Origin of the sequence: Cohnella luojiensis, assembly GCF_004564235.1 — a bacterium.
Lineage (GTDB): Bacteria > Bacillota > Bacilli > Paenibacillales > Paenibacillaceae > Cohnella > Cohnella luojiensis.
This window is the reverse complement of record NZ_SOMN01000012.1, coordinates 46268-70857: the sequence shown is the minus strand read 5'-3', so window position 1 is coordinate 70857 and position 24590 is coordinate 46268. Positions and strand designations below refer to the sequence as shown.

The following is a 24590-nucleotide window of genomic DNA, read 5'->3' as shown; positions in this document are numbered from 1 at the left end:
CAAGCAAAAAATATAGAAAATAATATTGACAAGAATTTACCCTAATGATAGGATAAATTTATCTTAATAATAAGAAAAATAATTACAGGATAAATTAAAATAGTTCTTGTATCCTCTACGATGCCTGCGGATGAGAACCTAGCTAAAGAACTTAACGTTGACGCCGGAGGCGGCCAAACGGCTCGTTAAGGAAAATGGAGGAGGGCTTTTTATGAACGTAGAAATCATTCATCCCCAGAATCAAGGAAAAGGCGAATTCGATGGGGGCAAGATCCAGGAGCAGAAGCCGATAGGGTTCTCGGGGGAAGGATCGGCCGTCACGAGACTAGGCCCGCTATTTTATTGGGCATGGGCTCAAGCGGAGACGAATTCGGGCCTTGGTTTGCATCCGCATCAAGGATTCGAGATCATGACTTACGGAATAGCGGGCCAAGGCACCCACATAGATACACTTGGCACCGAAAGCATCCTGAGAGCGGGAGATATTCAGCTTATGCAGACGGGTTCGGGAGTTTCGCATTCCGAAAGCGTGGAGGCGGGCTTTGAAGGGTTTCAAATTTGGTTCGAACCCTACTTGAATGATGCCGTGAAACGAGTGCCTACCTATTCTTTATTTAAGCATGAACAATTTCCGGTTGCTAAGCATAACGGGGTCGAGATTAAGACGATTGTGGGTGATGATTCGCCTATTCGCTTGGTAACGGATGCAGAAATGGTTGATGTGAATGTTGACAACGGAGCATCATACACCTATCGTTTATTGCCGAATCGCTTTCTTGCGGGATTGGCGATAAGAGGAGGAGGAACCTTTTCTTCCCTTGGAAAGAAAGCTATTTCTTTTGAACATAAGGATTTTCTGGTGTTTCATGCCGAAGATGAGGATGAAATCATCTTTCAAGCAAACGGAGAAAAATTGAGAATTATTCTAATCGATATTCCAGAAAAGGTCGACTATCCTTTGTATCAGAAACGCAGATAAGGAGGCTGGCGGATGGGAATATGCGAAAATAGTCGTCGGGAGCTGGATTTAAGACTTTTTCGAGTCATATTGAACCGAAGAAGGGCAGGCCTATTTTGACGATATTTTTCCTAGACATGCAACCACGATCTCCAACAATCTTTCTTTTGTAACGGATGAGGAAAACGGGTATTAATTGATTTGCTTAAGAAAATCGGTTACGGTGCAAGGGACATCCATAGTTAAATATCATTAGATCGTCCCGTAAATGCGGGGCGTTTTTTATTTTTTCGCTTCTAATCATTCGTTAAGGTTCGTGATTTACAATGGGTATGCAGTATACATATATCAGCCTGAGACAAAGGGGCAAACCCATTGAGAATACTTGTGGTGGAGGACGACCGACCGTTGCTCGATGCCGTGGTAACGTTACTCAAGGAAGAAGCGTATCAGGTAGACGAAGCGGATAATGGGTTGGATGGATTGTATTTGGCGCAGCAATGCGTCCATGATTTGATTGTTCTGGACATCATGCTCCCCGGCATGAACGGGTTGTTCGTTCTCTCTGATCTGAGGTCGAAAGGGATCGCGATACCGATCCTGTTACTCACGGCGCGCGACAGCGTGGAGGATCGGGTCAAGGGGCTCGATTCCGGTGCCGACGATTATCTGGTTAAGCCATTCGCGATACCTGAGCTGTTAGCGCGAATTAGAGTATTGTTGCGTCGTCTGTCCAAGGGCGCGCCTGACGGGGAGCTCAATTACGGACAACTCTCCGTGAAGTGCCATCTCATGGAGGGCTATGCGAACGGCGAAGTGCTGAAGCTCACGATGAAAGAATTTGAGTTGATGGAATTCTTGCTGCTTAACCGGGAACAGATCCTGACCAAAGAGCAACTGCTAGACCGGGTGTGGGGGATCGATTCCGAAGCGGGGCTCGGCGTGGTCGACGTCTATGTGCATTACTTGCGCAAGAAGCTCGCTCCTTTCGGGTGCGACCGTTACATCCATACCGTTCGAGGAGTCGGCTATATGCTGAAGGAGATAAGCTGATGTTCAACCGAATTCATACCCAACTGACGATCCGCAACGCGGCCGTTCTTTTCGTGATATTAATCGCGTTAAATCTATCGGTCTTTTTGATCATGAAACAAATGTTGTTCGCCCAGGTCGACCGTTCGATCATCGGTCTGAGAGACAAAACGTCCATATCCGTTCCCGCGGTCACGAGCATGAGCGGTCGTTCGACGCTGTCCGTTCCCATGCAGAAAGCGCTCGTGTTCAGGCTCGGACAGATGGATCGGCCGATTGTCCAGCTTTACTGGACGAAGGATGATCAGCCGGTGCCGATGCCGGGAAGCACGGAATTTAGCGAAAGCCACTATAAGCAACTTGAACCTAGCCGATTCGGGAAAGATCCGGAGACCGTAAAGGTAGGCGATCAATATTATCGGGTGCTGAACATAGACAGTTCCGACCTCATGGCGGCGATCGGTTCGGACGGAACGACGTACGAGATCACTACGCAGCAGCTGCTCAGCAATGTTTCCGCCGAAATCGGCATGTTGAACCGGCTGCAGAACATTCTGCTGTACGGCGGTTTCGTCGGTTTACTCGTTGCCGTCGCGGCCGGATATTACTTAGCGAATCGGGCGTTGATCCCGATCCGGGTTTCCCTGGAGAAGCAGCAACAGTTCGTATCCGACGCCTCGCATGAGCTGCGTACGCCGTTATCCGTCATTCAAGCGCATACCGAACTCCTGCTGCGGCATCCCGACCACACGGTCGAGCAGGACAGCAAGCATATTTCCACCGTTCTGCAGGAAGCCAGGCGGATGAGCAAGCTGGTTGGCGGTTTGCTTACGCTGGCGCGGTCGGACTCCAACCAGCTAGAGCTTGAGCTAAAACCGGTGCAATTCGACCGGATCGTCCAAGAGAGCGTGAATAAAATGCAGATGCTGGCGGAAGTCAAGGATGTCATCCTGCATGCCGAGGTCGACCCTGCAGTCTCGATGAACGCGGACGAAGAGCGTCTCCATCAACTGCTGGTGACCGTGCTGGACAATGCCATTAAATATACGCAGGAAGGCGGAGTCGTTCGGGTTACGTGCCGTAAGCTTGCCCACTCCGTCCATCTCGAGGTGGAGGACACCGGAATCGGCATCGCGCCGGAAAATTTACCGCATGTCTTCGACCGTTTCTATCGCGGCGACAAAGCCCGTTCCCGCCAAGATGGCGGCACCGGTCTCGGACTGGCGATCGCCAAGTGGATCGTGGAGCGCCATGGAGGCAAGATCCGAGTCGAGAGCAAGCTATCGATGGGCACGCAAGTGTTGATTTCCTTTCCTTTATAGTTCAGCAGGCACCATCTACCCGCGCCAGGAACGCTTATTTCGGCGAAAGTGCCTCCAACCAACCAAATACCCGCGCCAGGAACGCTTATTTCGGCGAAAGTGCCTCCAACCAACCAAATACCCGCGCCAGGAACGCTTATTTCGGCGAAAGAGCCTCCGACCAACCAAATACCCGCGCCAGGAACGCTTATTTCGCTGAAAGTGGCACCGACTAACCAATACTCGCGCCAGGAACGCTTATTTCGGCGAAAGTTGAAAAAGCTTCGTATATTCAGGGACTTTCCGAAGGTCTTCTCAGACTTGAGGAAAGTCCTTTTTGCTTTCAATTTTTCAAGCAACTGCCTGAAGAGAGCCACGTTGAGCGTGAGTTAGTCGATTTTTTTAGCAACTGCCTACAGAGTGCCATGTTGAGCGTGTGTTAGTCAATTTCGAGAAATTACCTGCAAAGAGCCGCATTTTATGTTCTTTTCAGCGTCATTTAAGCTTCCTTTCATCTTCTCTAACCGATTTCTAAGGATTCGCCACCATACTTGGCAATGAACGAAATATGGATAAAAGGGTGATCGAAAAGATGAATCGTTGGAAGAAGAAATCAGGATTGTGGATTGGAGCTCTCGCATTGGTATTCGCGTTGTCGGCCTGCACGTCGTCGGGAGGCAAAGAGAAATCGGCAATAGACAGCTTGAACAGGGATGACAAGGGGACGTTGAAGGTCGCTTACTTTAACGAACAAGCCTTTTACATGCAATACGGCAATGCTTTTCAGGCGATGTTCCCCAATCTTGAGCTTGAAGTCGTCTCGACGGAGTCGGTGTTCCAAGCGGAAGACCCGGTGGCCGAGATGGAGAAAATCATGAACGAGCAACAGCCGGATGCCGTGTATTTGACGGAAGACCAATACGAAGCGTTGGCCGGCAAAGGCATGCTGTACGATCTGGATGCCGTAGTCAAGCAGGACGAATTCGATCTCGACAGCTTTCACCCTTCCGTCATTGAATTGTTGAAGGGCCGCGGGGCAGGCAAGCTGTACGGTTTAAGTCCGAGTTTCTCCAGCCAGGCGCTCTATTACAACAAAGATATGTTTGATCAACATGGCATTCCTTACCCTACGGACGGAATGAGCTGGGAAGAAGTCATGCAGCTGGCGGCGAGATTCCCGGTGAAAAAAGACGGAGACGATTCATTGAACGGGCTGTTCCAACCATCCCAGTGGAAAAATCCGTTCGATCTCGTACGTACGATCGGCGAGGCGAAAGGTCTGTCGTACGCGGATACGGACGCGGGGACGTTATCGATCGATTCGCCGGAGTGGAAGGCGATCTTCCAATCGGTTATCGACGGATACAAGTCGGGCAGCGTATCGATGCCTTCGGATAGCGGCGGCGGAGGAATGGGAGGCATGATTACAAGAGTAGGCGGCGGTGCAGCGATCTCGTTCGGTCCCGATTCGATGAAATTTATGTCCGGTCAGGCGGCCATGGCGATCGATGGGCCGATGGTCATGAACATGATGGGCAGGGAATCGAGAATAGGAGCGGCAGGCGCAGTGAAAAGCACCAATGGCATAGCGAGTCCTGCAAAGAGTCCGTTCAAGAAATTCGAATGGGATATCGTGACCGTCCCAGTGGACCCATCCCAGCCCGACGTCACTGGCAACATGAGCTTGGACAACGTGTTCTCGATCAACGCCTCGTCGGAGAACGTATCCGCCGCTTGGGAGTTTCTGAAGTATGCGAACGGAGAGCAGTTGGCTAAGACGAATTCGAAGTCTTCCTTTTCCCTATCTGCTAGAACCGCATTCAAGAATGAAGCGGACGGGAAGAACATCGACGCTTTCTACGCGCTGAAAATCAACTCGCAAACCTTATTGCAGACGTTGCCGGCAGGCTTTGCGGATTCCTTCTCCCAGCTTGCGGCCGAACAAATCAAGCAGGTCGTGGAAGAGAAAGTATCGCTTGACGAAGCTCTCAAGCAAATCCAGTCGAAAGGCCAGCTTTTGCTGACGGAAGCGAATACGTCGGAAGGGCAGCAATAATGACGAGCGCGAAGGAGGGGCCGCTTCTCGAGGTTCGAGGCATCCGCAAAAGCTTCTTGTCCGGCACTCGTCAGGTCGACGTGCTTAAAGGAATCGAAATGTCGGTGGCGGCCGGCCGGCTGACGATGCTCCGCGGACGTTCGGGTTCTGGGAAGACGACTCTGCTTAATTTGATGGGCGGGCTTGACCGCCCATCGGAAGGCGAAGTGTTGTTCCGAAGCCGTCCCCTTCATCAGTGGAGCGACAAACGTCTGACCGTCGTGAGAAGGAAGGAGATCGGGTTTATTTTTCAAGCGTTTGCTCTTCTCCCGCTATTAACGGCTAGGGAGAACGTCGAGCTGAGCTTGCGCATGGCTGGTGTACCCCGGACGGAATGGAAGGAGCGGGTCGCCCGTTGCCTCGATCTAGTCGGGCTGACGAAGCGCGCGTTTCATCGTCCATCCGAGCTTTCGGGAGGTGAGCAACAGCGGGTGGCAATTGCCAAGGCGATCGCCCACCGGCCGCTCTTGCTGCTCGCGGACGAGCCTACAGCCGAGCTGGATTCTCTCATGGCGGCTCGCATTATCGCTGTATTCAGGGAAGTCGTGGAAGCGGAACGGATCGCGATCTGCATGACCACGCATGATTCTACTTTATGGGGGGCGGCAGACGTTGTTTATCAGATGGTCGATGGCCGGATCGTTCCGGAATAAAGGGAAGGGAATCGCACAGTTGCTTGTCGCGGCCGCGTGCCTGTCGCTATTGGCTGGCTGCTCTCTATTGCCGCAGGAAGAAGAGCTGGAGAAGCCGCCTATGATCCGGGCTCCGAAAATTTCGCAGAAGCCGGAATATCCGGTTAAGCGCGGGACGCTGGAAACCAAAGTGAACGGCTCCGGGAAGCTGATGTCGGAGAAGGAGGAAAATCTCTTCTTTACGGAGGATAATCGCCGAATTACGGACGTTCACGTGAAAGCCGGCGACAAGGTAGAGAAAGGCCAAGTACTGGCGGAACTGGATACGGGCGATACCGAGAATCAAATTCTTCGCAAGGAAATTGACATGGAGAAAGCCGAGCTCGACTTGAAAAGCGCGATGCGCGACGGATCCGAAGCAGCCGAGGTTCAGCTCCGCAAGCAGCAGCTCGACTATAAGCTGTTGAAGGAAGAACTCGCGGAGTTGCGAAGCCGGGTAGACGAATCAAAGCTTCTTGCTCCTTACGGAGGAACTATAGTCAGCTTCACGGCGGAGGTAGGCAACCTTACGAAAGCCTATGACAAAATCGGGCAGATCGCCGATATGAACTCGCTCGTCGTCGCCGTCCAGTTCGGTTCGAGCGACCTCGAGAATATCGTACCGGGCATGGAGGCCCTGATTAGCATTAATACGGCCGGCGATCAAGTGGGGGCGGTAAGAAGACTTCCGGTTACGACATCGGAGAACGAGGAAGATTCGCTCGATACGTACGCGCTGATCGACGTGAAGAAACTCCCTGCCAAAGTACAGCACGGCACCCCCTTGTCTGCATCCGTCATCGTCGAGAAGCGGGAGAACGTGCTTTCTATTCCCGTCGCGGCGCTGCGGAAGCAGAATGGCCGAAACTACGTTCTCGTTTCGAACGCCGACGGCAGCAAAGGCGAGGTAGACGTTGAAGTAGGCGTGCAAACGGCGACGGACGTCGAAATCATCAAAGGGCTCAAGGAAGGCCAGAAGGTCGTGGGGAAATAATGCGGATCATCGTCTACCTCCTTATGAAAATGTGGCAAAACCGTTGGTTTACGCTTAGCACGCTGCTCGGGCTCACGGTAGCCGCGGCGTTCGCGATGAGCATTCCGATGTATGCCGACGGTACGCTAAAGCGGCTGGTGGCCAAGTCGCTTCAAGAGGAGACGAAAGGTCTTCCCGCGGCATCTCTTTATATGAAATTTCAATCGGGCGGAGGGGACGATACGGATTTGGAAGGCCTTGCGGAAGCCGATCGCTGGATTCGCGAGGAGCTTCCCGGCCGTATCGGATTCCCTGCGGAGGGCTTTTCCAGCCGTATGAGCCTGCCGATGTCTACCGTACGTTCAGCCGACGCGAAAGCCGGCGGCTCCAGCCGATTGGTTCGCATGGAGCTCGCGGCTCAGAGCGGATCGACCGACTTTATCGATTTGACGGAAGGGAAGATGCCCCGGGACGGCATGCAGGACGGAGCCGCCGAAGCCCTCGTGCCGAGCGAGACGCTAAGCCGTAACGGTTGGAAGGTCGGCGATTCCTTCTACTACGATTCGAAGAACGCGGACGGGAAAACGAAGCGTCTGACCGTGCGCATTACCGGCGCTTACAAGTTGAAGGACGAATCGGATTTGAGCTTGGCGATAGACGGAAAAGAAAAGCTCGACGAAACGTTGCTTGTTAACCGCGCAACGATGGTGGATACGATTCTTAAAGACAATAAGCTCGTACTGGATTCCGCAGGGTGGTTTTACGCGTTCGATCTAAAGGACATTCGCATTAGCGATTTATCGTCGATCATCGGCGAACTGGGGCGGCTGGAGATCAACCTGCACCAGAAGCTGGAAAACACGAAGGTGAATTTATCCTTCATAGATATGCTCTACGAATTCAATCGGCAGAGCCTGCTGCTTCAAGCGATGTTATTCGCGCTTGCAGCGCCGGTACTGGCCATGGTGTTATATTTCATTACGCTTAACGCCCAACAATCCCTCGCGAGGCAGCGGGGCGAAATTTCCGTGCTGCATAGCAGAGGAGCAAGCCCGAAGCAGATTACCTTGCTCTATGTGATCGAAGCGGGAATTCTAGGGGTTGTAGCGCTGCTGATCGGTCTGGGTATAGCGTGGCTCATGGCAAAAACGATCGGATCTTCCAGCGGTTTTCTCTCCTTCGTGGGCCGCAAATCGATTCCGGTCGGGTTTAACGAACAATCATGGCTGTTCGGCATTGGCGCGACCGTTCTCGCCGTCGTCGCGACAACGGCGCCCATACGCGGTTATGCCGGCGCATCGATCGTCGAACATACGCAGCAGCGGGCTCACCACGACCGCAAGCCGCTCTGGCAAAGACTTTACCTGGATGTCGCGCTGTTTGGGGCTGCGGGGGCCGGTTGGTATTTGCTGAACATCGGTCAAATTCCTTCGGTTGATCAAAGCGAAGGAGTCGCCCAAATTCAGCCGGTTATCTTCGTCGTTCCGGCTTTGTTCATTTTCGCGGCGGGGCTGTTATGCCTGAGGGTATTCCCGTTATTGCTCCGATGCTGGAACGCGCTCATGAAAAATCGCATGCCGGTCACGATGTATCTTACGATGACGCAGTTGTCCCGATCGGCGTTCACGTTCTATCCGATCATGATTTTATTGGTGCTCACGATCGGGCTCGGCGTGTACAATTCCTCCGCCGCACGTACGATGGACGTTAACGCTTCGGATCGCACGAACTATCAATACGGAAGCGACATTGTCCTGAAGGCGGCTTGGGAAGGCGTTCAAGACGAGGAAGACCAGAACAAAACCTATTATAACGAGCCTTCGTTCGGGGCTTACTCCATGCTGGAAGGCGTAGAAGCGGTCGCTCGCGTCATGAAGTCGTCGGTCAAAGCGGAGATCAGCGGCAAGTCGGCCGGCTCCGGGCAGCTCATCGGCATCGACAACGTCGACTTCGCGAAGACGGCATGGTTCCGCGAGGATTTATTTCCGATTCATCCTTACCATTATCTCGATGCGCTTGGAACGACCGAGCAAGCGGTATTGATCTCGGATAGCTTCGCCGAACGATACGGTTTGAAGGAAGGCGATCCGATACGGCTCTCGATCGGTTACGACAACGAACCGGTGGAATTGGTCGTCGTCGCCATCGTGCCTTACTGGCCAAGCCTCTATCCTGATGAGTCCCCATTTTTCATAGCGAATTTGGACTATCTCTATCAACAGATCGAGAAGATACCGTACGACGTATGGCTGAAAATGAAAGATGGCGCGAAGTTAGATCCTGTGTTGGATAAATTGGCGGACAGCGGGATTGCCATTACCCAAGTGGACGATGCTCGCGCGGAACTGTCGCAACGAAGAAATCACCCGGCCCAAGGCGGAGTGTTCGGGATACTGAGCCTCGGATTTCTTATTTCCTTGCTCGTTTCGCAGCTCGGCTATTTGATCTTCTGGTTTTTCACCCTTTCCCGGAGGGTCGTCCAGCTCGGCATCTTGAGGGCAATGGGGCTGTCGCGGGGGCAATTGACCGGCATGCTGCTGCTAGAACAGCTGTTAACGACGGGGTTGTCGGTCGCGGCGGGGCTCGGGCTAGGCTCGATCGCCAGCCGGTTGTTCTTGCCCTTCCTTCAAGGAGGAAGCGTGGAAGGAACGCGTCAGGTGCCTCCGTTCCGGATCGTGTTCGAAGCGGAAGATATGTTGAAGCTGTACATGGCCACCGGAGTCATGTTAACCGCCGGAGCGTGCTTGCTCATTCTGCAGCTTAGACGCCTGCGTATTACCCAAGCCGTGAAGCTGGGCGAAGAACGATAAGAGAGAAATAAACGAAGGAGGCCCGGCGATGATCCATTGCGAAGGCCTGGTGAAAATATTCAAAACCGACGACATCGAGGTCGTTGCCTTGCAGGGCTTGAACATGACGATCGGGCAAGGCGAGATGATGGCCATTATCGGCAACAGCGGCAGCGGAAAATCGACCTTGCTCAACATTCTCGGCGGACTGGACAGACCTTCTGCCGGTCAAGCGGTCGTCGGCAAGTGGGATTTGCTGAAAATGACCAAAGAGCAGCTCATCGAATACAAGCGCAAAATCGTCGGTTTTATTTGGCAGAATAACGCGCGAAACCTAGTGCCGTATCTTACCGCCCTGCAGAACGTCGAGCTGCCGATGCTCATTCAAGGCAAAGCGGACCGGGCGTACGCCAAGCAACTGCTTACCGCGGTCGGTCTCGAGCATCGAATGGGCAGCCGCCTCACGCAGCTGAGCGGAGGCGAGCAGCAGAGAGTCGCGATCGCGATCGCGCTCTCTAACCGGCCGCAGCTCGTTCTCGCCGACGAGCCGACGGGCTCCGTGGATAGCGCCACGGGGGAGCAGATTCTCGATATTTTCCGGCGCCTCAACCGGGATATGGGAGTGACGATCGTCATCGTTACCCATGATCTCTCCGTCGCGGACAAAGTCGACCGCGTCGTCGCCATACGGGACGGGTTAACCAGTACGGAGTGGGTGAAACGGGAGGCGGATGCGGCGCTAATCGCCAACTCGGATGAAGTTCCGGGCTCTGCGTTCGGCGCGAAACACGAGGAGTTCGTCGTCCTCGACCGAGTCGGCCGATTGCAAATCCCGAAGGTGTACTTGGATGCGATGAACGTCGACGGCAAGGCCGTTCTTGAGTTCGACGGGAAACGAGTCATTATCGGTCCGCCGGATGTTGCCGTAGAGCCGGTCCGCGATACTGCCGGTTTACCTTCTCTGAATGGAGGTGATCCGGCAAATGGAACCAACGACGAATCTGGATGAGCTCTACGTTCAACATTCCGTCCATTTGAGCAGTTTCATGTACAAGCTGACGCGCAACCAAGAGGAAGCGAAGGATTTGGTTCAGGAGATTTTCTTGAAGTTATGCCAACAGGATAGAGTGCCCGAACACCCGAAGGAGTGGCTGTCGTTAACCGGATATCGTCTCTTCGTCGATCAATGGCGCCGCAAACGGCGGATTTCCTGGCTTCCGCTTGATTATCAAGCGGCGTCGAACCATACGACCCCGGAGCAAGCCGTTCTCGACAGGGAATTCGAGCGGCAGGTGCTGCTTCTGCTATTACGGTTTACGACTCAGATGCGCACCGCGTTGTACTTGCGCATCTTCAAGCAAGCCAGCTATGGCGAAATCGCCCGTCTGCTCATGTGCTCGGAAAACACTGTCAAATCCTTCATCCGACGCGGAAAAATGCAATTATCCAAGTGGCTCGTATCCTCCGCTCAATCCGGATTGGAAATTGGAGGGGGTAACCGACGGAGTTAGCAAAGAAAGTTTGCTAACTTGCGGTTTCGTAGGCAGGATGGGCAGAGTTAGCGAACTTCGACTAAATCAAACAACGGCGCACCCGTGGGGCTTACGGCAGGTGATTAATTCGACTAACTCAAACTAAGGCGCACCGGTGGGGCTTACGGCAGGTGATTAATTTGACTAACTCAAACTAAGGCGCACCGGTGGGGCTTACGGCAGGTGATTAATTCGACTAACTCGAACTAAGGCGCACCGGTGGGGCTTACGGCAGGTGATTAATTCGACTAACTCGAACTAAGGCGCACCGGTGGGGCTTACGGCAGGTGATTAATTCGACTAACTCGAACTAAGGCGCACCCGTGGGGCTTACGGCAGGTGATTAATTAGACTAACTCGAACTAAGGCGCACCCGTGGGGCTTACGGCAGGTGATTAATTCAACTAACTCGAACTACTCGGCGCGCAAGCTCCTAGTGCAAAAAGACCTTTCCGTTAAGGACGTGAAGTCCTAACGGAAGGGTCTTTTTAACGGCATGAACCTCGTCTGCCATCCGGAATTACCGGTAACCGCCTTGCGCACGGCTCTTCGATCCTCTTTTTCCCGCAACGATAATGCCCATCATCGCCAGACCGGCAATCCCTCCGCCGATATGCGCCCAAATATTGATGTTCGGGGATAACACGGAGTATATCAATCCGAAAATCAAAGTCATATAAATTGTTTTGCGGGTGGCTTCGTCTATGGAGAATTTGCGGAATACGGCCAGAAACAAGAACGCTCCGAAAACGCCATAAATAGCACCGGACGCTCCTACGGAACCGTATTCGATCCCCGCATGCACGACGGCGCTCAAGACGTTTCCCGCCAATCCCGCCGCCAAGTATAACGTCAAGTAGCGTATTCGCCCCAGCAACTTCTCCAACGGAGGAGCAAAAACCAGGATGGAGAAGCAATTAAACAACAAATGCTCCCAGCCTGCGTGCAATACCATGGAGGTAACGTATCTCCAAGGCTCGCTCAGCCCGTAACGGTCCAGTTCCGGTTCTTGATAGAACATGCCCCGTTCCGTTAGTTGCTTATCGAGCAGGAGCGCGTCGAAGATAAAGACGATCAAATTCACCGCGAGAATCATTGCCGTTATCGGATATAAGCGAACGTAACTCCGGAAATTCTCGTTGCGCAGAAATATCATGGTCATCCCTCCAATACTAAATACGCGAACGGGTCGATAGAGTTTCCGGCTTGAGCATGGAGAGGAATAGAGAAATAGAGCGCAGAAAGTAAAATTAATAGCGAAAGTGATCAAAATACCGTCAAATCCAAACGGTATTTTTTTTTATAATGAGAACAGCAAATGATTTCCTATTAGATAGAGGTGTTACATATGGAAGAATCCGCCGGAACCCCGTTTATCGCCGAACCTAAACAAGGCAAGCGATCTTCATTGAGGAACAACGAGACGCTGGCCGGCTTTCTGTTCGTAAGCCCGATGCTGATCGGAGTCACGATACTCGTGCTGCTGCCGATCATGGCCGCGCTCGCGCTCAGCTTCGCGGACTGGAACTTCGTGCAGGGTTGGGACGGGATCCATTGGATCGGCTTCGATAATTTCGGCAAGCTGCTGGATGATCCCGCGTTTATCAGATCGATACGGAATAACTTGATTTTCCTTCTGGCCGTCCCCGTTTATATGATCGTTTCGATGGTGCTGGCGATTCTGATCGACCGGTACGTTTATTGGAAAGGCTTTTTCAAAGTCGCTTACTTCATGCCCTATATTTCGAGCATCGTAGCGGTCGCTATCGTGTGGCAGGTGCTGTTCCAGCCTTCGTATGGTCCAATAAACGAGATGCTCAAGGCGATCGGTATAGACAATCCGCCCAAGTGGATCGCCGATCCGAAATTCGCGCTTTCTTCCATCATGATGATTACGGTATGGGTGTCGATCGGCTTCAATCTGATTATTTACATCGCCGGCCTTCAATCTATACCGCGCGACTTGTATGAGGCGGCGGATATCGACGGGGCTAACGCTTGGGTGAAGTTCGCGCGTATTACTTTTCCGCTGCTATCGCCTACGTCCTTTTTCTTGCTCGTAACCGGCATTATCTCTTCGTTCAAGGTGTTCGACATTATCGCGGTCATGACCCAGGGAGGGCCGATCGGCTCTACGAGTCTGATGGTCTGGTATCTATACGATCAAGCCTTCAACAACTTGAAAATCGGCTATGCGTCATCCGTATCCGTCGTTCTGTTCCTGTTCGTTCTTCTAATAACGGCAGGGCAATGGATCGCGCAGAAAAGATGGGTCAATTATTGACCGGGAGGAGAGAACAACATGCCTGAACAATTGCCCCGGCCGGACTGGCGAAAAATGGTCGTAACGGCCGTCCTATTCGTCATAAGCATTCTGTTCCTGCTGCCGTTCTTGTGGATGCTCGCGACTTCCTTCAAGATAGAGAAAGACGTATTCGTCTATCCCATCCAGTGGATCCCGAAGCAATGGAACGCGATTACCAACTATAAGGAAGTGTGGTTCGGCGATTATCCTTTTTACGTCTATTACTTGAATTCGATCAAGATCGGCATCATTACGACCTTGATCTCCTGCGCGACGGCCAGTTTGGCCGCTTACGGGTTCTCCAAGGTTCGCTTTAAAGCCAGCAAGTTTCTATTCGTTATCGTCCTTGCCACTTATATGGTACCGAACCAGGCGATACTCGTTCCTCAGTTCATCCTGTACCGCAATATCGGCTTGTTCGACAGCCATTTCGGGCTTATCATTATCGGAAGCTTCAGCGTTCTGGGAACGTTCATGCTTCGGCAGTTTTTCATGGGAATCCATCAGGAATACATCGAATCGGCCAAGATCGACGGAGCCGGACATCTCCGCACGTTCTGGTCCATCGCGATGCCTCTGGTGAAGCCGGCCATTGCCACTTATGCGATTCTTCGTTTCATCTGGACATGGAACGATTACCAGAATCCTCTCATCTTCTTGCGTACGGATAAGCTGTATACGATTCCGCTCGCGATGCAGAAGTTCACTTCCATGAGCGGCGAGTTCTACTCGTTAATCATGGCTGCTGCGGTATCGGCGATCGTGCCGCTGCTCGTCGTATTCATCATAGGCCAGAAGAGCGTCATCGAAGGGATCGCGCTTGGCGGAGTAAAAGGGTAGCGTCTAGCTCTATATTCAATATTAGAACAAAATAGTAAAAATATTTCACTAAAAGTAAATATAGTTTCATGGAGTGTCCAAGAGTCGCCTTTATAATGTGGATTGTCAATACCAGAACGAGTATCCCATGGGAGGGTGTCAGGCGATGAGAAAAAAGTGGTTGCACGGAATGGCGGCCGGAATCATGCTGGTCGGTTTGCTTGCAGGATGCGGAGGAAATAACAACGGCGAGAATGCCGCCGCAAGCTCAAGCCCGAGTCCTAGTCCTAACGCAAGCTCGAGCGCTCCAGCGGAGTCGGCAGCGCCGGCGAAGGACGTTCATCTCCGGTTGTACACGTTCGGACCGGAAGCGACCTATAACTGGTCCCAGACGCTGAAAGCCTACGAAGAAGCAAACCCAGGCGTTACGGTCGAGGCGTTAGTGCTCAGCGATAAGGGCGATACGCAGGAAGCGATGAAGAAGCTGGATCTTGCTTTCGCCTCCAAGGAAGATATCGACATCTTGATGTTCAGCGACCCTGCCGGATATGCGCAACGCGTATCGCTCGGTATGACCGAACCGTTAGACGATTACATTGCCAAGGACGGGGGCTACAAGGTTGTCGACGAGTACAAGGTAGACACGACTTTGAACGGCAAAGTGTATGCGCTCCCAGGAAAGTTCAACCCATGGTACGTTCTGCTGAACAAAGACCATCTGGACGAAGCGGGACTTGCCGTTCCTACCGATTGGACATGGGATGAATACGCGGAATATGCTAAGCAGTTAACGAAGGGCGAGGGAACTTCGAAGCGTTACGGCACTTACTTCCACGGACCGCAAGGCGGAGGCTGGATGGAGTTTCTGAAGCTGGGAATGTTGAACCAACCGACCAACTCCGACTTCCTGAAGGCGGACGGCTCCTCTAACTTAAGCGATCCGAACTTCAAGAAAACGTTGGAGCTGAGAGTCAAGATGGAGAAGGAAGACAAGTCTTCCGTCCCTTACTCCGACATCATCTCGCAAAAGCTTGCGTACCGTAACCAGTTCTTCAACCAGTCCGCGAGCATGCTGACGATCGGAAGCTGGATGAACACGGAAATCGGCGGAACCGATAAGCTGCCGCTTACGTTCCATGTAGCCGTTGCTCCGTTCCCTAAGAATAACAAGGAAGATACGATCGGTTACGCGCCGGTGACGACGGATTACACGGCGGTATCCTCCATCTCCAAGCAGAAGGAAGAAGCCTACAAATTCGTCCGCTGGTATACGACCGAAGGTCAATTGATCCAGGGCAAGAACGTTCCGTCTTGGAGCAAGGTCACCAACGATCAATTGAATCCGATTATCGATACGATTCTTGCCGGAACGATGAATCCTGAGCTCGTCGACAAGGATTCCCTGATCAAAACGTTGCTGATGTCCAAAGCCTCCGAGATGCTTCCGGGCGCTTCTTACCAAGGCGAGGTCTACAAGGCTATCAACGAAGAATACGAGAAGCTGATCCTCGGCCAACAGGACGTTGACGCGATGGTTAAGAACAGCCAAGACCGGACGCAACAAATCATCGAAGCGAATAAAAAATAAATGTTATACTGGCATTGCGGGGACAGCTTATCGCTGTCTCCCTTTGTCATTGCTAGGGGGACTGCCATTGCTGCGGATGAAGAAATGGTTCGGGTTGCAATCCATGCGACATAAGCTGATGATCGCTGCAATCGCTTGCATTCTTATCCCGGCAGCGTTAACGCAGTTTATCTACACCTCCCTTACGCAAGACGCCGTACAGCGTCAGGCCATTTCCAACGCGCAGGATTCCTTGCTGTTAGTGGACGGCTCCGTCACGAATTTACTTCAAAGCATGATTAACATCGCTAACTATATTCAGATGAACCCGGATATGAACGCTTATTTTAAGCTCGTGGTTTCGGGCAATACGGAAAACGACAACGCCTACCGGAAGTTTACCGATAAAAATCGAATCATCCAGCAGTTGGACAGCTTGACCGTCAGCGAGAAGAGCTACGTGACCGTTTTGCTTACGGACGGGACGACGTTCACGAATTATTCCACAAGCGACTATAATCCGTTGTCTTTGCTTGAAGAACCTTGGTTTAAGGAACTGGGCGACTTAAAGTGGCTTAGCTCCTACTGGATCGGGACGAATCCAACCGTGTTTGCTTATATGTTGGAGGAAAGCCCTTATCAGATTTCCTTGGCCCGCACGCTCCGGCGCGATGATTCGAGGATCTACGGCTATATCGTCGTTACCGTAATGGAGAAAAGGGTGAATCAATTATTCAAGTCTCTGCCATCCGAACAAGAAGTGATGCTTCTCGATGCTAATAATCGGATACTCTCCAGCGGGGACGCGGCGAAGATCGGGCAAACGTTCACGGATGCGGGTACGACGACGGGCGGTTTACATACCTCGATAGCCACTGTGGGGAACAAGAAATATCTGATTACCGAAAAGCCATTCTCGTTCAATGAATGGAGGTTGGTGTCCAAGCAACGATACAGCGAAGCGATCGTCGATATCAGCTCTATTTTCAACCGGGTATTCGTCGTGCAGTTCACGTCACTCGTCATCTTCTTGCTATTATTGCTCGCGTTGCTTCGCGCTTTCACGAAACCGATCGTGTTGCTGGGGAGAACGACCTCTTCCGTGCAACGGGGGAATCTGAGCGTGAGGTCGGGCATTCGCGGGAAGGATGAGATCGGCCGTTTAGGCTTTCTTTTCGACCTGATGTTAGACCGGATACAGGAGATGATCGCGGAAGTTTCGGACACTCAGGCGCGTAAGCGCAAGGCTGAGCTGAAAATGCTTCAGGCCCAGATCCATCCGCACTTTCTGTTTAACGTCCTGAATTCGATTCGAATGAAAGTGATGCGGCGAGGGGATCCGGAAAGCGCGAAGATGATCGGCTCTCTTTCGACGCTGCTTCGGATGACGATCAACGGCGAAGAGGACGAGATCTGCCTGCACGAAGAACTGGAGCTGCTTACGCATTACGTGGAATTGATGAACCTGAGGCAGAAGGAAGAGGTTCGCTTATCTTTGGATATCGCTTCGGAGGCGATGCTCGTCCGGGTGCCGCGTTTCTTCCTGCAGCCGGTCGTGGAGAACGCGCTTATTCACGGCTTCAGCCAGAGAGCCGGACTTATTCGGATCCATGCCGTTATGAGGGAAAGAGTGCTGACCTTGACGGTAGAGGATGACGGAATCGGTATGGATGAACCGGCCGTGGCGGCGCTTAATCAAAAGCTAGTCGCAGCCGGCGGCTCTTCCCAGGCTGGAACCGAAGCGGGGGGCGGCGCCGCGGGGGCATTCTCCGGCATGGGCTTGGTTAACGTGGCCGAGAGGATGCATCTGCTTCAAGGGGAACGGTTCAAGATGGAAGTGGAGAGCGATCCGGGCAAGGGGACGCTGATCCGGATAATCATAGCTTACGAGAGGGCTGATGGCGATGTATAACGTCATGTTGGTGGACGACGATTATCCCGTGCTTGAGCTGCTGTCGGAGACGATAGATTGGGAAGGAAAAGGGCTTCGGCTGCTCGGCACGTTCGAGAACGGGGCCATGGCTTGGGAGCATGCCCAGAACGTCATGCCCGACATTCTCATCACCGATATCGGAATGCCGAGGATGAACGGGCTTGAGCTTTGCGAGAAGATCAAGGAGAGGAAGCCGGAAACCCGCATCATTATTTTGTCTTGCCATAATGATTTCGCATATGCGCAACAAGCGATGAGGCTGAACGTGCAGGAATATTTACTTAAAGAATCGTTGCAGCCGGAAGATCTCGCCCGTATGCTGGATCGGTTTAAGCTAGGGTTGGACGAAGAGCGGCACATCAACGGAGAGAACCTGAGGCTTCATGCATTGGTGAACGATTCGCAGGAATTGCGCAAGGAGCAAGCGTTCAAGAATTTCATTCATCAGCCCTTGCTGACCGCGGACAAGTGGATGCGGGAGGCAAACGGCTTCGGGCTCTTCGTCGAGGATGAAGCGTGCTTGCCGGTGATCGGGTATGTGGACGATTACCAACAGGTTAAACACCGATTCGCTTCGGAGCAGACTTTAAGATTCGCCATTGCGAACGTCATGAACGAAATCCTTGGCGGGGTTGACGCTCGCATGCTGCACATTGCCTATAGCGAACGGAAGCAATTGCTGCTGTTCTCTTATAAAAAGAGCCTGAAGACGAATATTTACGATATGGCCTCCGGCCATATCCGAACCATTCAATCCGCGCTGAGCAAGGTGCTGAAGATTCGGACGACATACCTTCTGGGAACGGAATGCGGTTCCCCGGAATCCCTCAAGCGCAGCCTTCAAATGATGTTAACCGATGAGGACCAACGGTTCTACCTCGACCCGGGTTCGGTAGTCAAAAGCCGAACGGAGCCCATCGCGGAAGAGGATTTGTTTATCCATTACGATACGGCCAGCTCGGAGCTGCGGGAAACGATGGTCGGCAAACGACCCGCCGACGCGCGCAAGTTGGCCGATTCCTGGATCGAGCGGATCGCGGGAGAGCGATATCCGCCCGCCGCGGTTAAGGACTGGGTGCTTAAGCTGCTGCTTGATCTCAAGCTTAAGCTGCGCACGCTGCAGTATGTCCGATCAGGGTACTCCGCGGATACTCTGCATAAGGAAATCTCGGAGATCGATTCGATAGGCGAGCTTCGGGATTGGTTACACGGGCAGCTCATGTCCGCGGCGGAAGGAGAAGGAGCGTTATCCGTCAGCAAGCGACCGGAGATCAAAGAAGCTTGCAAATACGTTTCTCTCCATTTGAATCGCAGGATCAGCTTGGACGAGGTGGCGGAGATTCTTCACTTAAACGCCAGTTATTTCAGCAGAATGTTCAAGAAGGAGACGGGAGAGACGTTCATCGAATACGTGACCCGGATGAAGATGGAGAGGGCCAGGGAGATGCTTGACCGGACCTCCAATACGGTAGGGGAAATATGCGAGCAGCTCGGCTACGACAACCAAAGCTATTTCATCAAGACGTTCAAGGCGCACTCGGGCGTGACGCCTATGGAATATCGGGGATAAGGCGGTGAGGCTATTGGATAAGCATAATGTCAGAGCGGCCGTGGAACGGATCGCTCCCGCGACGGACAGTCTTTATTATGGTCGAGGAGAGATTTCGGACGCTTATTGGCAGCGAGTTGCGAATGCTCCGGAATACGGTTGGATCGTCGATGAAATTCGAGCCGAAGGAGCTAGGTTGCTCAACGAACTACCCCCTGAGCTAACGGATGAATTATTCTCGATTTATGCACGAACGGGCTCCCGTTTAGAGTACGAGAGGGCTTATTTTGAGCGGCGGAGGAGATTGAATACGTTCATGCTCTTGTCCTTGCTTGAGCCGGAAGAAGAGATTAATCGCAACAATCTTCATGAGACGATAAGGGTCATGCTCGACGAGCCGACCTGGTGCTTGCCCGCGCATGTAAAAGGCAGGGATATCGGAAAGACGATCGACTTGTTCTCCGCGGAGACGGGCTTCGCATTAAGCGAGATCGCTTGCGTTCTCGGCGATAGGCTTCCCTCTTCGCTCGTGGAGGAAATCGACAACGCCGTTTCGAAGCGGCTAATCTTGCCTTTCCTGCAGCATGGGCCTCACAACTGGGAGACGGCGCGGCACAATTGGTCAGCCGTATGCGCGGGATCTATCGGTTCCGCGGCTTTGCTAAGGGTCAGCGATACGGACGTATTGTCCGAAGTGCTGGGCAAAGCGCTGACGAGCTTGGAATATTACTTGGAAGGGTTCGGGGAGGACGGAGCTTGTCCGGAAGGACTGGGCTACTGGAATTACGGCTTCGGCTATTACGTTTACTTCGCCGATCTGCTGAAGAAGCTGACCCGGGGGGAGTTGGATTTACTCCGGAAGCCGAAGGTGCGAAGCATCGCGATGTTCCAGCAAGCCGCTTACTTGCACGGCGACGCTGTTGCCTGCTTTTCGGATTCGTTGCCGCGCATACCATTCCATGGTGGCCTTACGCACTACTTGGCCGGGGAGTATTCGGAGATGGAGGTGCCCGCCTTGAGATATGCGGCGGGATTCGCGGATGATCACTGCAGCGGCTGGGCTCCGGCCTTTCGTGATTTGATTTGGTTCGATCCTACGAAAGCGGGAGCGGAGTGGGGCTCGGCATCGCGCTATTTGCCCGACGCTGAGTGGCTCGTCTCCAGGCACGTCACGGCTTCGGGAAGGCGATTCGGCTTCGCTGCCAAAGGCGGGAATAACGACGAACCGCATAATCATAACGATATCGGCCAATTCATGCTGATCGCGGACGGAACGACCGTCGCCGCGGACCTCGGCAGCGGCGAGTATACGGCGGCTTATTTCGGCGAAGGGCGCTACGACTACGATTGCAACGGGTCGCAAGGGCATTCCGTTCCGATCGTGGACGGTTGCATGCAGGCAGCGGGAGCGGACAGCTTTGCGACCGTGTTGGAGGCGATGACCGGAGAACGGGAAGATTTGCTGCGGCTGGAGATGTCGCGCGCTTACCCCATGTCCGGGCTGAAATCGCTTGTTCGCGAGCTTAGGTGGAGCAAGACGGACGATGTGCCGACACTTACGCTAACGGATGAATTCGTTTTTTCGGGGCAATCGCGCGACATTGTAGAGAGGATCGTGACGCTTCATCCACCCGTACTGGCGGGTAACGGAGTAGTTCGCCTTTATCGCGAGGGAGACGACAGCGAGCCTGCCGCGTTGCTTCGTTATGATGACTCGCGGCTTGATGCTTCGATCGAGCAACGGTCTTACCGTGATCATTTCGGTCTGGAAAAGGCTTGGTACGCGATTGATTTCATATGGAGGAGTCCGGAACTTTACAACCGGATTGAGCTTCTATTCGAATTCTAAAATTATATTAGAATAACTGTTTAATACTATTAAAGAAGGGTTAATAAGAAGTAAGAAAGCCCATCGTTAACCGAATTGAATTGCAAAGCAGTACCTGATTGAACGGTTTTACTCGGCTTCAGGCGAATTCGAAAGTGAACCGGAAGTCCTCCGCCGTCGGACAGGTTCACCTTAGCTTAGCTAACCGACTGGAGTCGATTAAAATAATTCCATGACGAAAGGGGATAGTCCATTGGAGAAGGCAAGCGAAGCATGCTAGAACCGAATGGTTTCATGATTCGCGGGCATGCGGGAACTCAGGGAATACGATTTCGAAGACATGCAGCACGCTTGTCGGATTGAGAGGATAGGGAAGTCCATAAATGAATAGCCGAAGTCAAGGATAGCCTCCGTTTATCACGCATATAAACGGGGGCTATTCGCTGCGTTACATAGCGCGATGTTATATAGACTTGTCGCAATTCTTGATATACAGCCGTTTCCAGATTTGATACCCTGATCTTGTCTTAGACCGATATTCATAACGCGGGAGGGAAATTCAAATGAGCAGGTTACGCATCGGCATGATCGGCACGGGAGGCATTGCGCAGTGGCACGGCCGTCAGCTGCTGGAGCTGCCGGAGGTAGACATTATCGCAATCGCAGACACTAGCGAGAAGAGTAGGGAAACTTTCACGGGCAAATTCAACTTGCAAGACGTACGGGAATTTTCCGATTATGCGGAAATGCTTGATCAAGTCGTCGATTTGGATGCCGTCGTCATCTGTTCTCCGCACACGCTGCACTATAAGCAAGCGACCGATGTTCTGAACCGGGGCTTGCATGTCTTGATCGAGAAGCCGATGACTTGCTCCTCCGTGGAAGCGAAATCATTAATCGAGACGGCGAAGCGCTCGGGGAAAATCCTGCAAGTTTCGTACCAGCGTCATTTCCAACCCGAATTTCTATATATTAAGGACGCGATCGCAAGAGGCGAGATCGGTAAGTTGACCTCTATTACCGCCTCGCTCTACCAGGAGTGGAGGCAAGGAACTCCGGGCTCTTGGCGACAGGACCCTTCCTTGTCGGGAGGCGGATTCCTCATGGATTCCGGCAGCCATATTATCGACGTCTTATTGTGGACGACCGGACTTACTCCGATCGAAGTCAAGCCGCAGCTGCATCAGCACGGGTCTCCCGTAGAGATCGATACCTTTACTTCGATTCGTTTCGCCGAAGGGGCGGTAGCAGGCTTGAACCTCGTCGGTTACGCGCCATGCTGGCACGAAACCTATGTTTTCTGCGGAGAAGAAGGCGGAATTTTCTACGATAACGGGAAGATCACGCTGCGCCGCCTCAAGGAGGAGCCTGTCGTGCCTGAGCTCCCGCCGCAGACGACCAATCAGGATAAGAGCTTCGTTGACGCCATTCTAGGTCGGCAAGAGGTAGCGGTTAGCGGACAATTCGCATACAAGGTCGTTAAGTTCTCGGAGATGGTCTACCAAGCTGCAGGATATTCTCCTAACAAGATTGCGAGCGAAGCGGGAGGCGTTAACGCGTGAATTTCAACATAGGCATGAGAATTCCTCCTAAGATCGGGGAGCAAGGGATCCGGAAGGTTGCCGAATGGGCGGCGAAGACGGGTTTGGACGTTCTGGATGTTCCCTCGCTTACAGTAGAAGTAAAAGCAGCATGCGATCAAGCCGGTATCGGGATCGGTTCGGTGGATGCCCAGCGCGTAAGCCAATTGCTTAGCCGGAACGAAGAAAGCCGGGCGAACGCTTCCGAAGCTCTGAAGAAGCAGATGAACGAGATTGCCGCCTTGGGCGGACGAGTACTTTTCATGTGTCTCGTTCCCGAAGACTTGACGCTTCCGCGCGCCGAGGGTTATGCGATATGGAAGGAGACGTTTCCGGAGATCGTCAAGCATGCGGAGAGAACCGGAGTATACATTGCCATCGAAGGCTGGCCGGGGCCGGCGCCGTATTATCCGACTCTGGGGTGTACGCCGGAGATGCTGCGGGCTATGTTCGAAGCGATTCCGTCGAAGCATTTCGGCCTGAATTACGATCCGTCCCACCTGGTACGGCTCGGCATTGATCACCTCCGGGCGTTGTCCGAGTTCGGCGACAGAATCAACCACTGCCACGGCAAAGACACGGAGATCTTGACCGACGAACTGTACGAGTGCGGAACGCTTACGGCGACGTTCGGGGCGAAATACGGTTTCTCCGAAGGCTCTTGGCGGTATACGATTCCCGGGCACGGAGAAGTGGACTGGGGGAAAGTCGCCGTTCGTCTGGAGAGGCTCGGTTATCGCGGAGCGATCAGTATCGAGCTTGAGGATCATCGATACTGGGGTTCGCTGGAAGCGGAGCGGCAGGGCGTGGAGAAAGCTGCGGCTCATCTAGCGAAATTCTTTAAATAACCGATAGATCTCCTTCCGCAATCGCGGAAAAATCGGGAATAGCCACCGTGAAACAGTTGGATAACGGCGGCTATTCCTTTTGCTGTTTTTTATGATAGGATGGACAAATAATACGCTAGAAACTGAAGGTGGAGCACATTGACCAAGAAGACTTTAAGCCGATACGTCCTTACCGACCAGTTGTATCTGCTGATTAAGAATCAAATTCTTACGCATGCCATGCCCGCCGGAGACAAGATCAACATCGACAAATTGGCGAGAGATCTTGGCGTCAGCAACATTCCGATCCGGGAATCCCTTTTCCGGCTTGCATCGGAAGGATTGGTCACTATCGTTCCGTTCAAGGGGATGTTCGTCGCCGAGATGAATCTGAGGGATATCGACGAAATCTTCGAAATCCGTCAGTCGTTGGAGGAGTTGTCCGTCCGCAAGGCAGCTTCGCGCATACCGAAGGAGATTCTGCTTCAGATCTCGCAAGAGCTTTCTGCCGGCAAAAGCGCTGATAATGAGGTAGGCAAAGAAGGCGCCGTCTCGAGAATGAACGAGGATTTGCATGGCACGATTCTGAAATACGCCAAGAATGAAAATCTAAGATTAACCGTAGTGTCGCTTATCGAGCGCATTTATCGGTATTTAAGCCTGCATCAATTTCGAATCGATCTTAGCGCGGAGAAGTCCGAACACGAGAAAATCGTTCAAGCGCTCCTTGAAGAGGATACCGAGAAAGCCGTGCAAGCGATGAGGTCGCACCTGAACAATTCGCATCAACGACTCAGGGATAACTTCGAATAATTCTTATGTACGTTATAA

Annotated in this window: 19 protein-coding genes; 18 read left to right on the top strand and 1 reads right to left on the bottom strand. The window is 52.7% G+C overall.

Features of this window, described 5'->3' with window-relative positions; genetic code table 11:
- Window positions 1-211 precede the first annotated feature (211 nt).
- The 9 genes from E2980_RS11205 to E2980_RS11165 all read left to right on the top strand — a co-directional run bounded on the left by E2980_RS11205 (window position 212) and on the right by E2980_RS11165 (window position 11330).
- Window positions 212-979, top strand: coding sequence for a pirin family protein (locus tag E2980_RS11205; protein WP_135152269.1), 768 nt, complete (start codon window positions 212-214; stop codon window positions 977-979).
- Window positions 980-1333: 354 nt separating this feature from the next.
- Window positions 1334-2011, top strand: coding sequence for a response regulator transcription factor (locus tag E2980_RS11200; RefSeq protein WP_135152268.1), 678 nt, complete (start codon window positions 1334-1336; stop codon window positions 2009-2011).
- Entirely contained in the window at window positions 2011-3312 is a 1302-nt protein-coding gene (locus tag E2980_RS11195; RefSeq protein ID WP_135152267.1) for a sensor histidine kinase, read from the top strand. The genes E2980_RS11200 and E2980_RS11195 overlap by 1 nt, the downstream gene beginning before the upstream one ends.
- A 571-nt stretch (window positions 3313-3883) precedes the next feature.
- Window positions 3884-5347 (top strand): extracellular solute-binding protein, encoded by a 1464-nt coding sequence (locus E2980_RS11190; protein ID WP_167747078.1) that lies wholly within the window; start codon window positions 3884-3886, stop codon window positions 5345-5347.
- Entirely contained in the window at window positions 5347-6039 is a 693-nt protein-coding gene (locus E2980_RS11185; protein WP_135152265.1) for an ABC transporter ATP-binding protein, read from the top strand. The genes E2980_RS11190 and E2980_RS11185 overlap by 1 nt, the downstream gene beginning before the upstream one ends.
- Entirely contained in the window at window positions 5999-7051 is a 1053-nt protein-coding gene (locus tag E2980_RS11180; RefSeq protein ID WP_167747077.1) for an efflux RND transporter periplasmic adaptor subunit, read from the top strand. The genes E2980_RS11185 and E2980_RS11180 overlap by 41 nt, the downstream gene beginning before the upstream one ends.
- A complete protein-coding gene (locus E2980_RS11175) occupies window positions 7051-9840 on the top strand; it encodes an ABC transporter permease (protein WP_135152263.1) in 2790 nt (929 codons plus the stop codon). Before E2980_RS11180 ends, E2980_RS11175 begins: the two co-directional genes overlap by 1 nt.
- Before the next feature lie 28 nt (window positions 9841-9868).
- Window positions 9869-10828: an ABC transporter ATP-binding protein gene (locus E2980_RS11170; protein WP_135152262.1), complete on the top strand. Its 960-nt coding sequence runs from the start codon at window positions 9869-9871 to the stop codon at window positions 10826-10828.
- Window positions 10803-11330 (top strand): RNA polymerase sigma factor, encoded by a 528-nt coding sequence (locus E2980_RS11165; protein ID WP_167747076.1) that lies wholly within the window; start codon window positions 10803-10805, stop codon window positions 11328-11330. Before E2980_RS11170 ends, E2980_RS11165 begins: the two co-directional genes overlap by 26 nt.
- 541 nt (window positions 11331-11871) lie before the next feature.
- Here E2980_RS11165 and E2980_RS11160 read toward each other — a convergent pair.
- Window positions 11872-12507 (bottom strand): rhomboid family intramembrane serine protease, encoded by a 636-nt coding sequence (locus tag E2980_RS11160; protein WP_135152332.1) that lies wholly within the window; start codon window positions 12505-12507, stop codon window positions 11872-11874.
- Window positions 12508-12699: 192 nt separating this feature from the next.
- Between E2980_RS11160 and E2980_RS11155 the strand changes: the two genes are divergently transcribed.
- From E2980_RS11155 to E2980_RS11115, 9 genes are all read left to right on the top strand, one after another.
- Window positions 12700-13635: a carbohydrate ABC transporter permease gene (locus E2980_RS11155; RefSeq protein WP_135152260.1), complete on the top strand. Its 936-nt coding sequence runs from the start codon at window positions 12700-12702 to the stop codon at window positions 13633-13635.
- An 18-nt stretch (window positions 13636-13653) separates the two neighbouring features.
- The gene (locus E2980_RS11150) at window positions 13654-14496 is read left to right on the top strand and encodes a carbohydrate ABC transporter permease (protein ID WP_135152259.1); all 843 of its coding nucleotides are present in this window, start codon (window positions 13654-13656) and stop codon (window positions 14494-14496) included.
- Window positions 14497-14641: 145 nt separating this feature from the next.
- Window positions 14642-16063 (top strand): extracellular solute-binding protein, encoded by a 1422-nt coding sequence (locus E2980_RS11145; protein ID WP_135152258.1) that lies wholly within the window; start codon window positions 14642-14644, stop codon window positions 16061-16063.
- A gap of 76 nt (window positions 16064-16139) precedes the next feature.
- Window positions 16140-17954 carry a sensor histidine kinase gene (locus tag E2980_RS11140; protein ID WP_135152331.1) on the top strand — a complete coding sequence of 605 codons (1815 nt, stop codon included), beginning with the start codon at window positions 16140-16142 and terminating at the stop codon, window positions 17952-17954.
- Window positions 17947-19545 carry a response regulator transcription factor gene (locus E2980_RS11135; RefSeq protein ID WP_135152257.1) on the top strand — a complete coding sequence of 533 codons (1599 nt, stop codon included), beginning with the start codon at window positions 17947-17949 and terminating at the stop codon, window positions 19543-19545. The genes E2980_RS11140 and E2980_RS11135 overlap by 8 nt, the downstream gene beginning before the upstream one ends.
- Window positions 19546-19549: 4 nt before the next feature.
- Window positions 19550-21373, top strand: coding sequence for a hypothetical protein (locus E2980_RS11130; protein ID WP_420808645.1), 1824 nt, complete (start codon window positions 19550-19552; stop codon window positions 21371-21373).
- Window positions 21374-21915: 542 nt separating this feature from the next.
- Complete coding sequence (locus tag E2980_RS11125) at window positions 21916-22914, top strand: Gfo/Idh/MocA family protein (RefSeq protein ID WP_135152255.1); 999 nt, start codon at window positions 21916-21918, stop codon at window positions 22912-22914.
- Window positions 22911-23780 carry a sugar phosphate isomerase/epimerase family protein gene (locus tag E2980_RS11120; RefSeq protein WP_135152254.1) on the top strand — a complete coding sequence of 290 codons (870 nt, stop codon included), beginning with the start codon at window positions 22911-22913 and terminating at the stop codon, window positions 23778-23780. Before E2980_RS11125 ends, E2980_RS11120 begins: the two co-directional genes overlap by 4 nt.
- Before the next feature lie 138 nt (window positions 23781-23918).
- Complete coding sequence (locus E2980_RS11115) at window positions 23919-24572, top strand: GntR family transcriptional regulator (protein WP_240702988.1); 654 nt, start codon at window positions 23919-23921, stop codon at window positions 24570-24572.
- The last annotated feature ends 18 nt before the right edge of the window (window positions 24573-24590 follow it).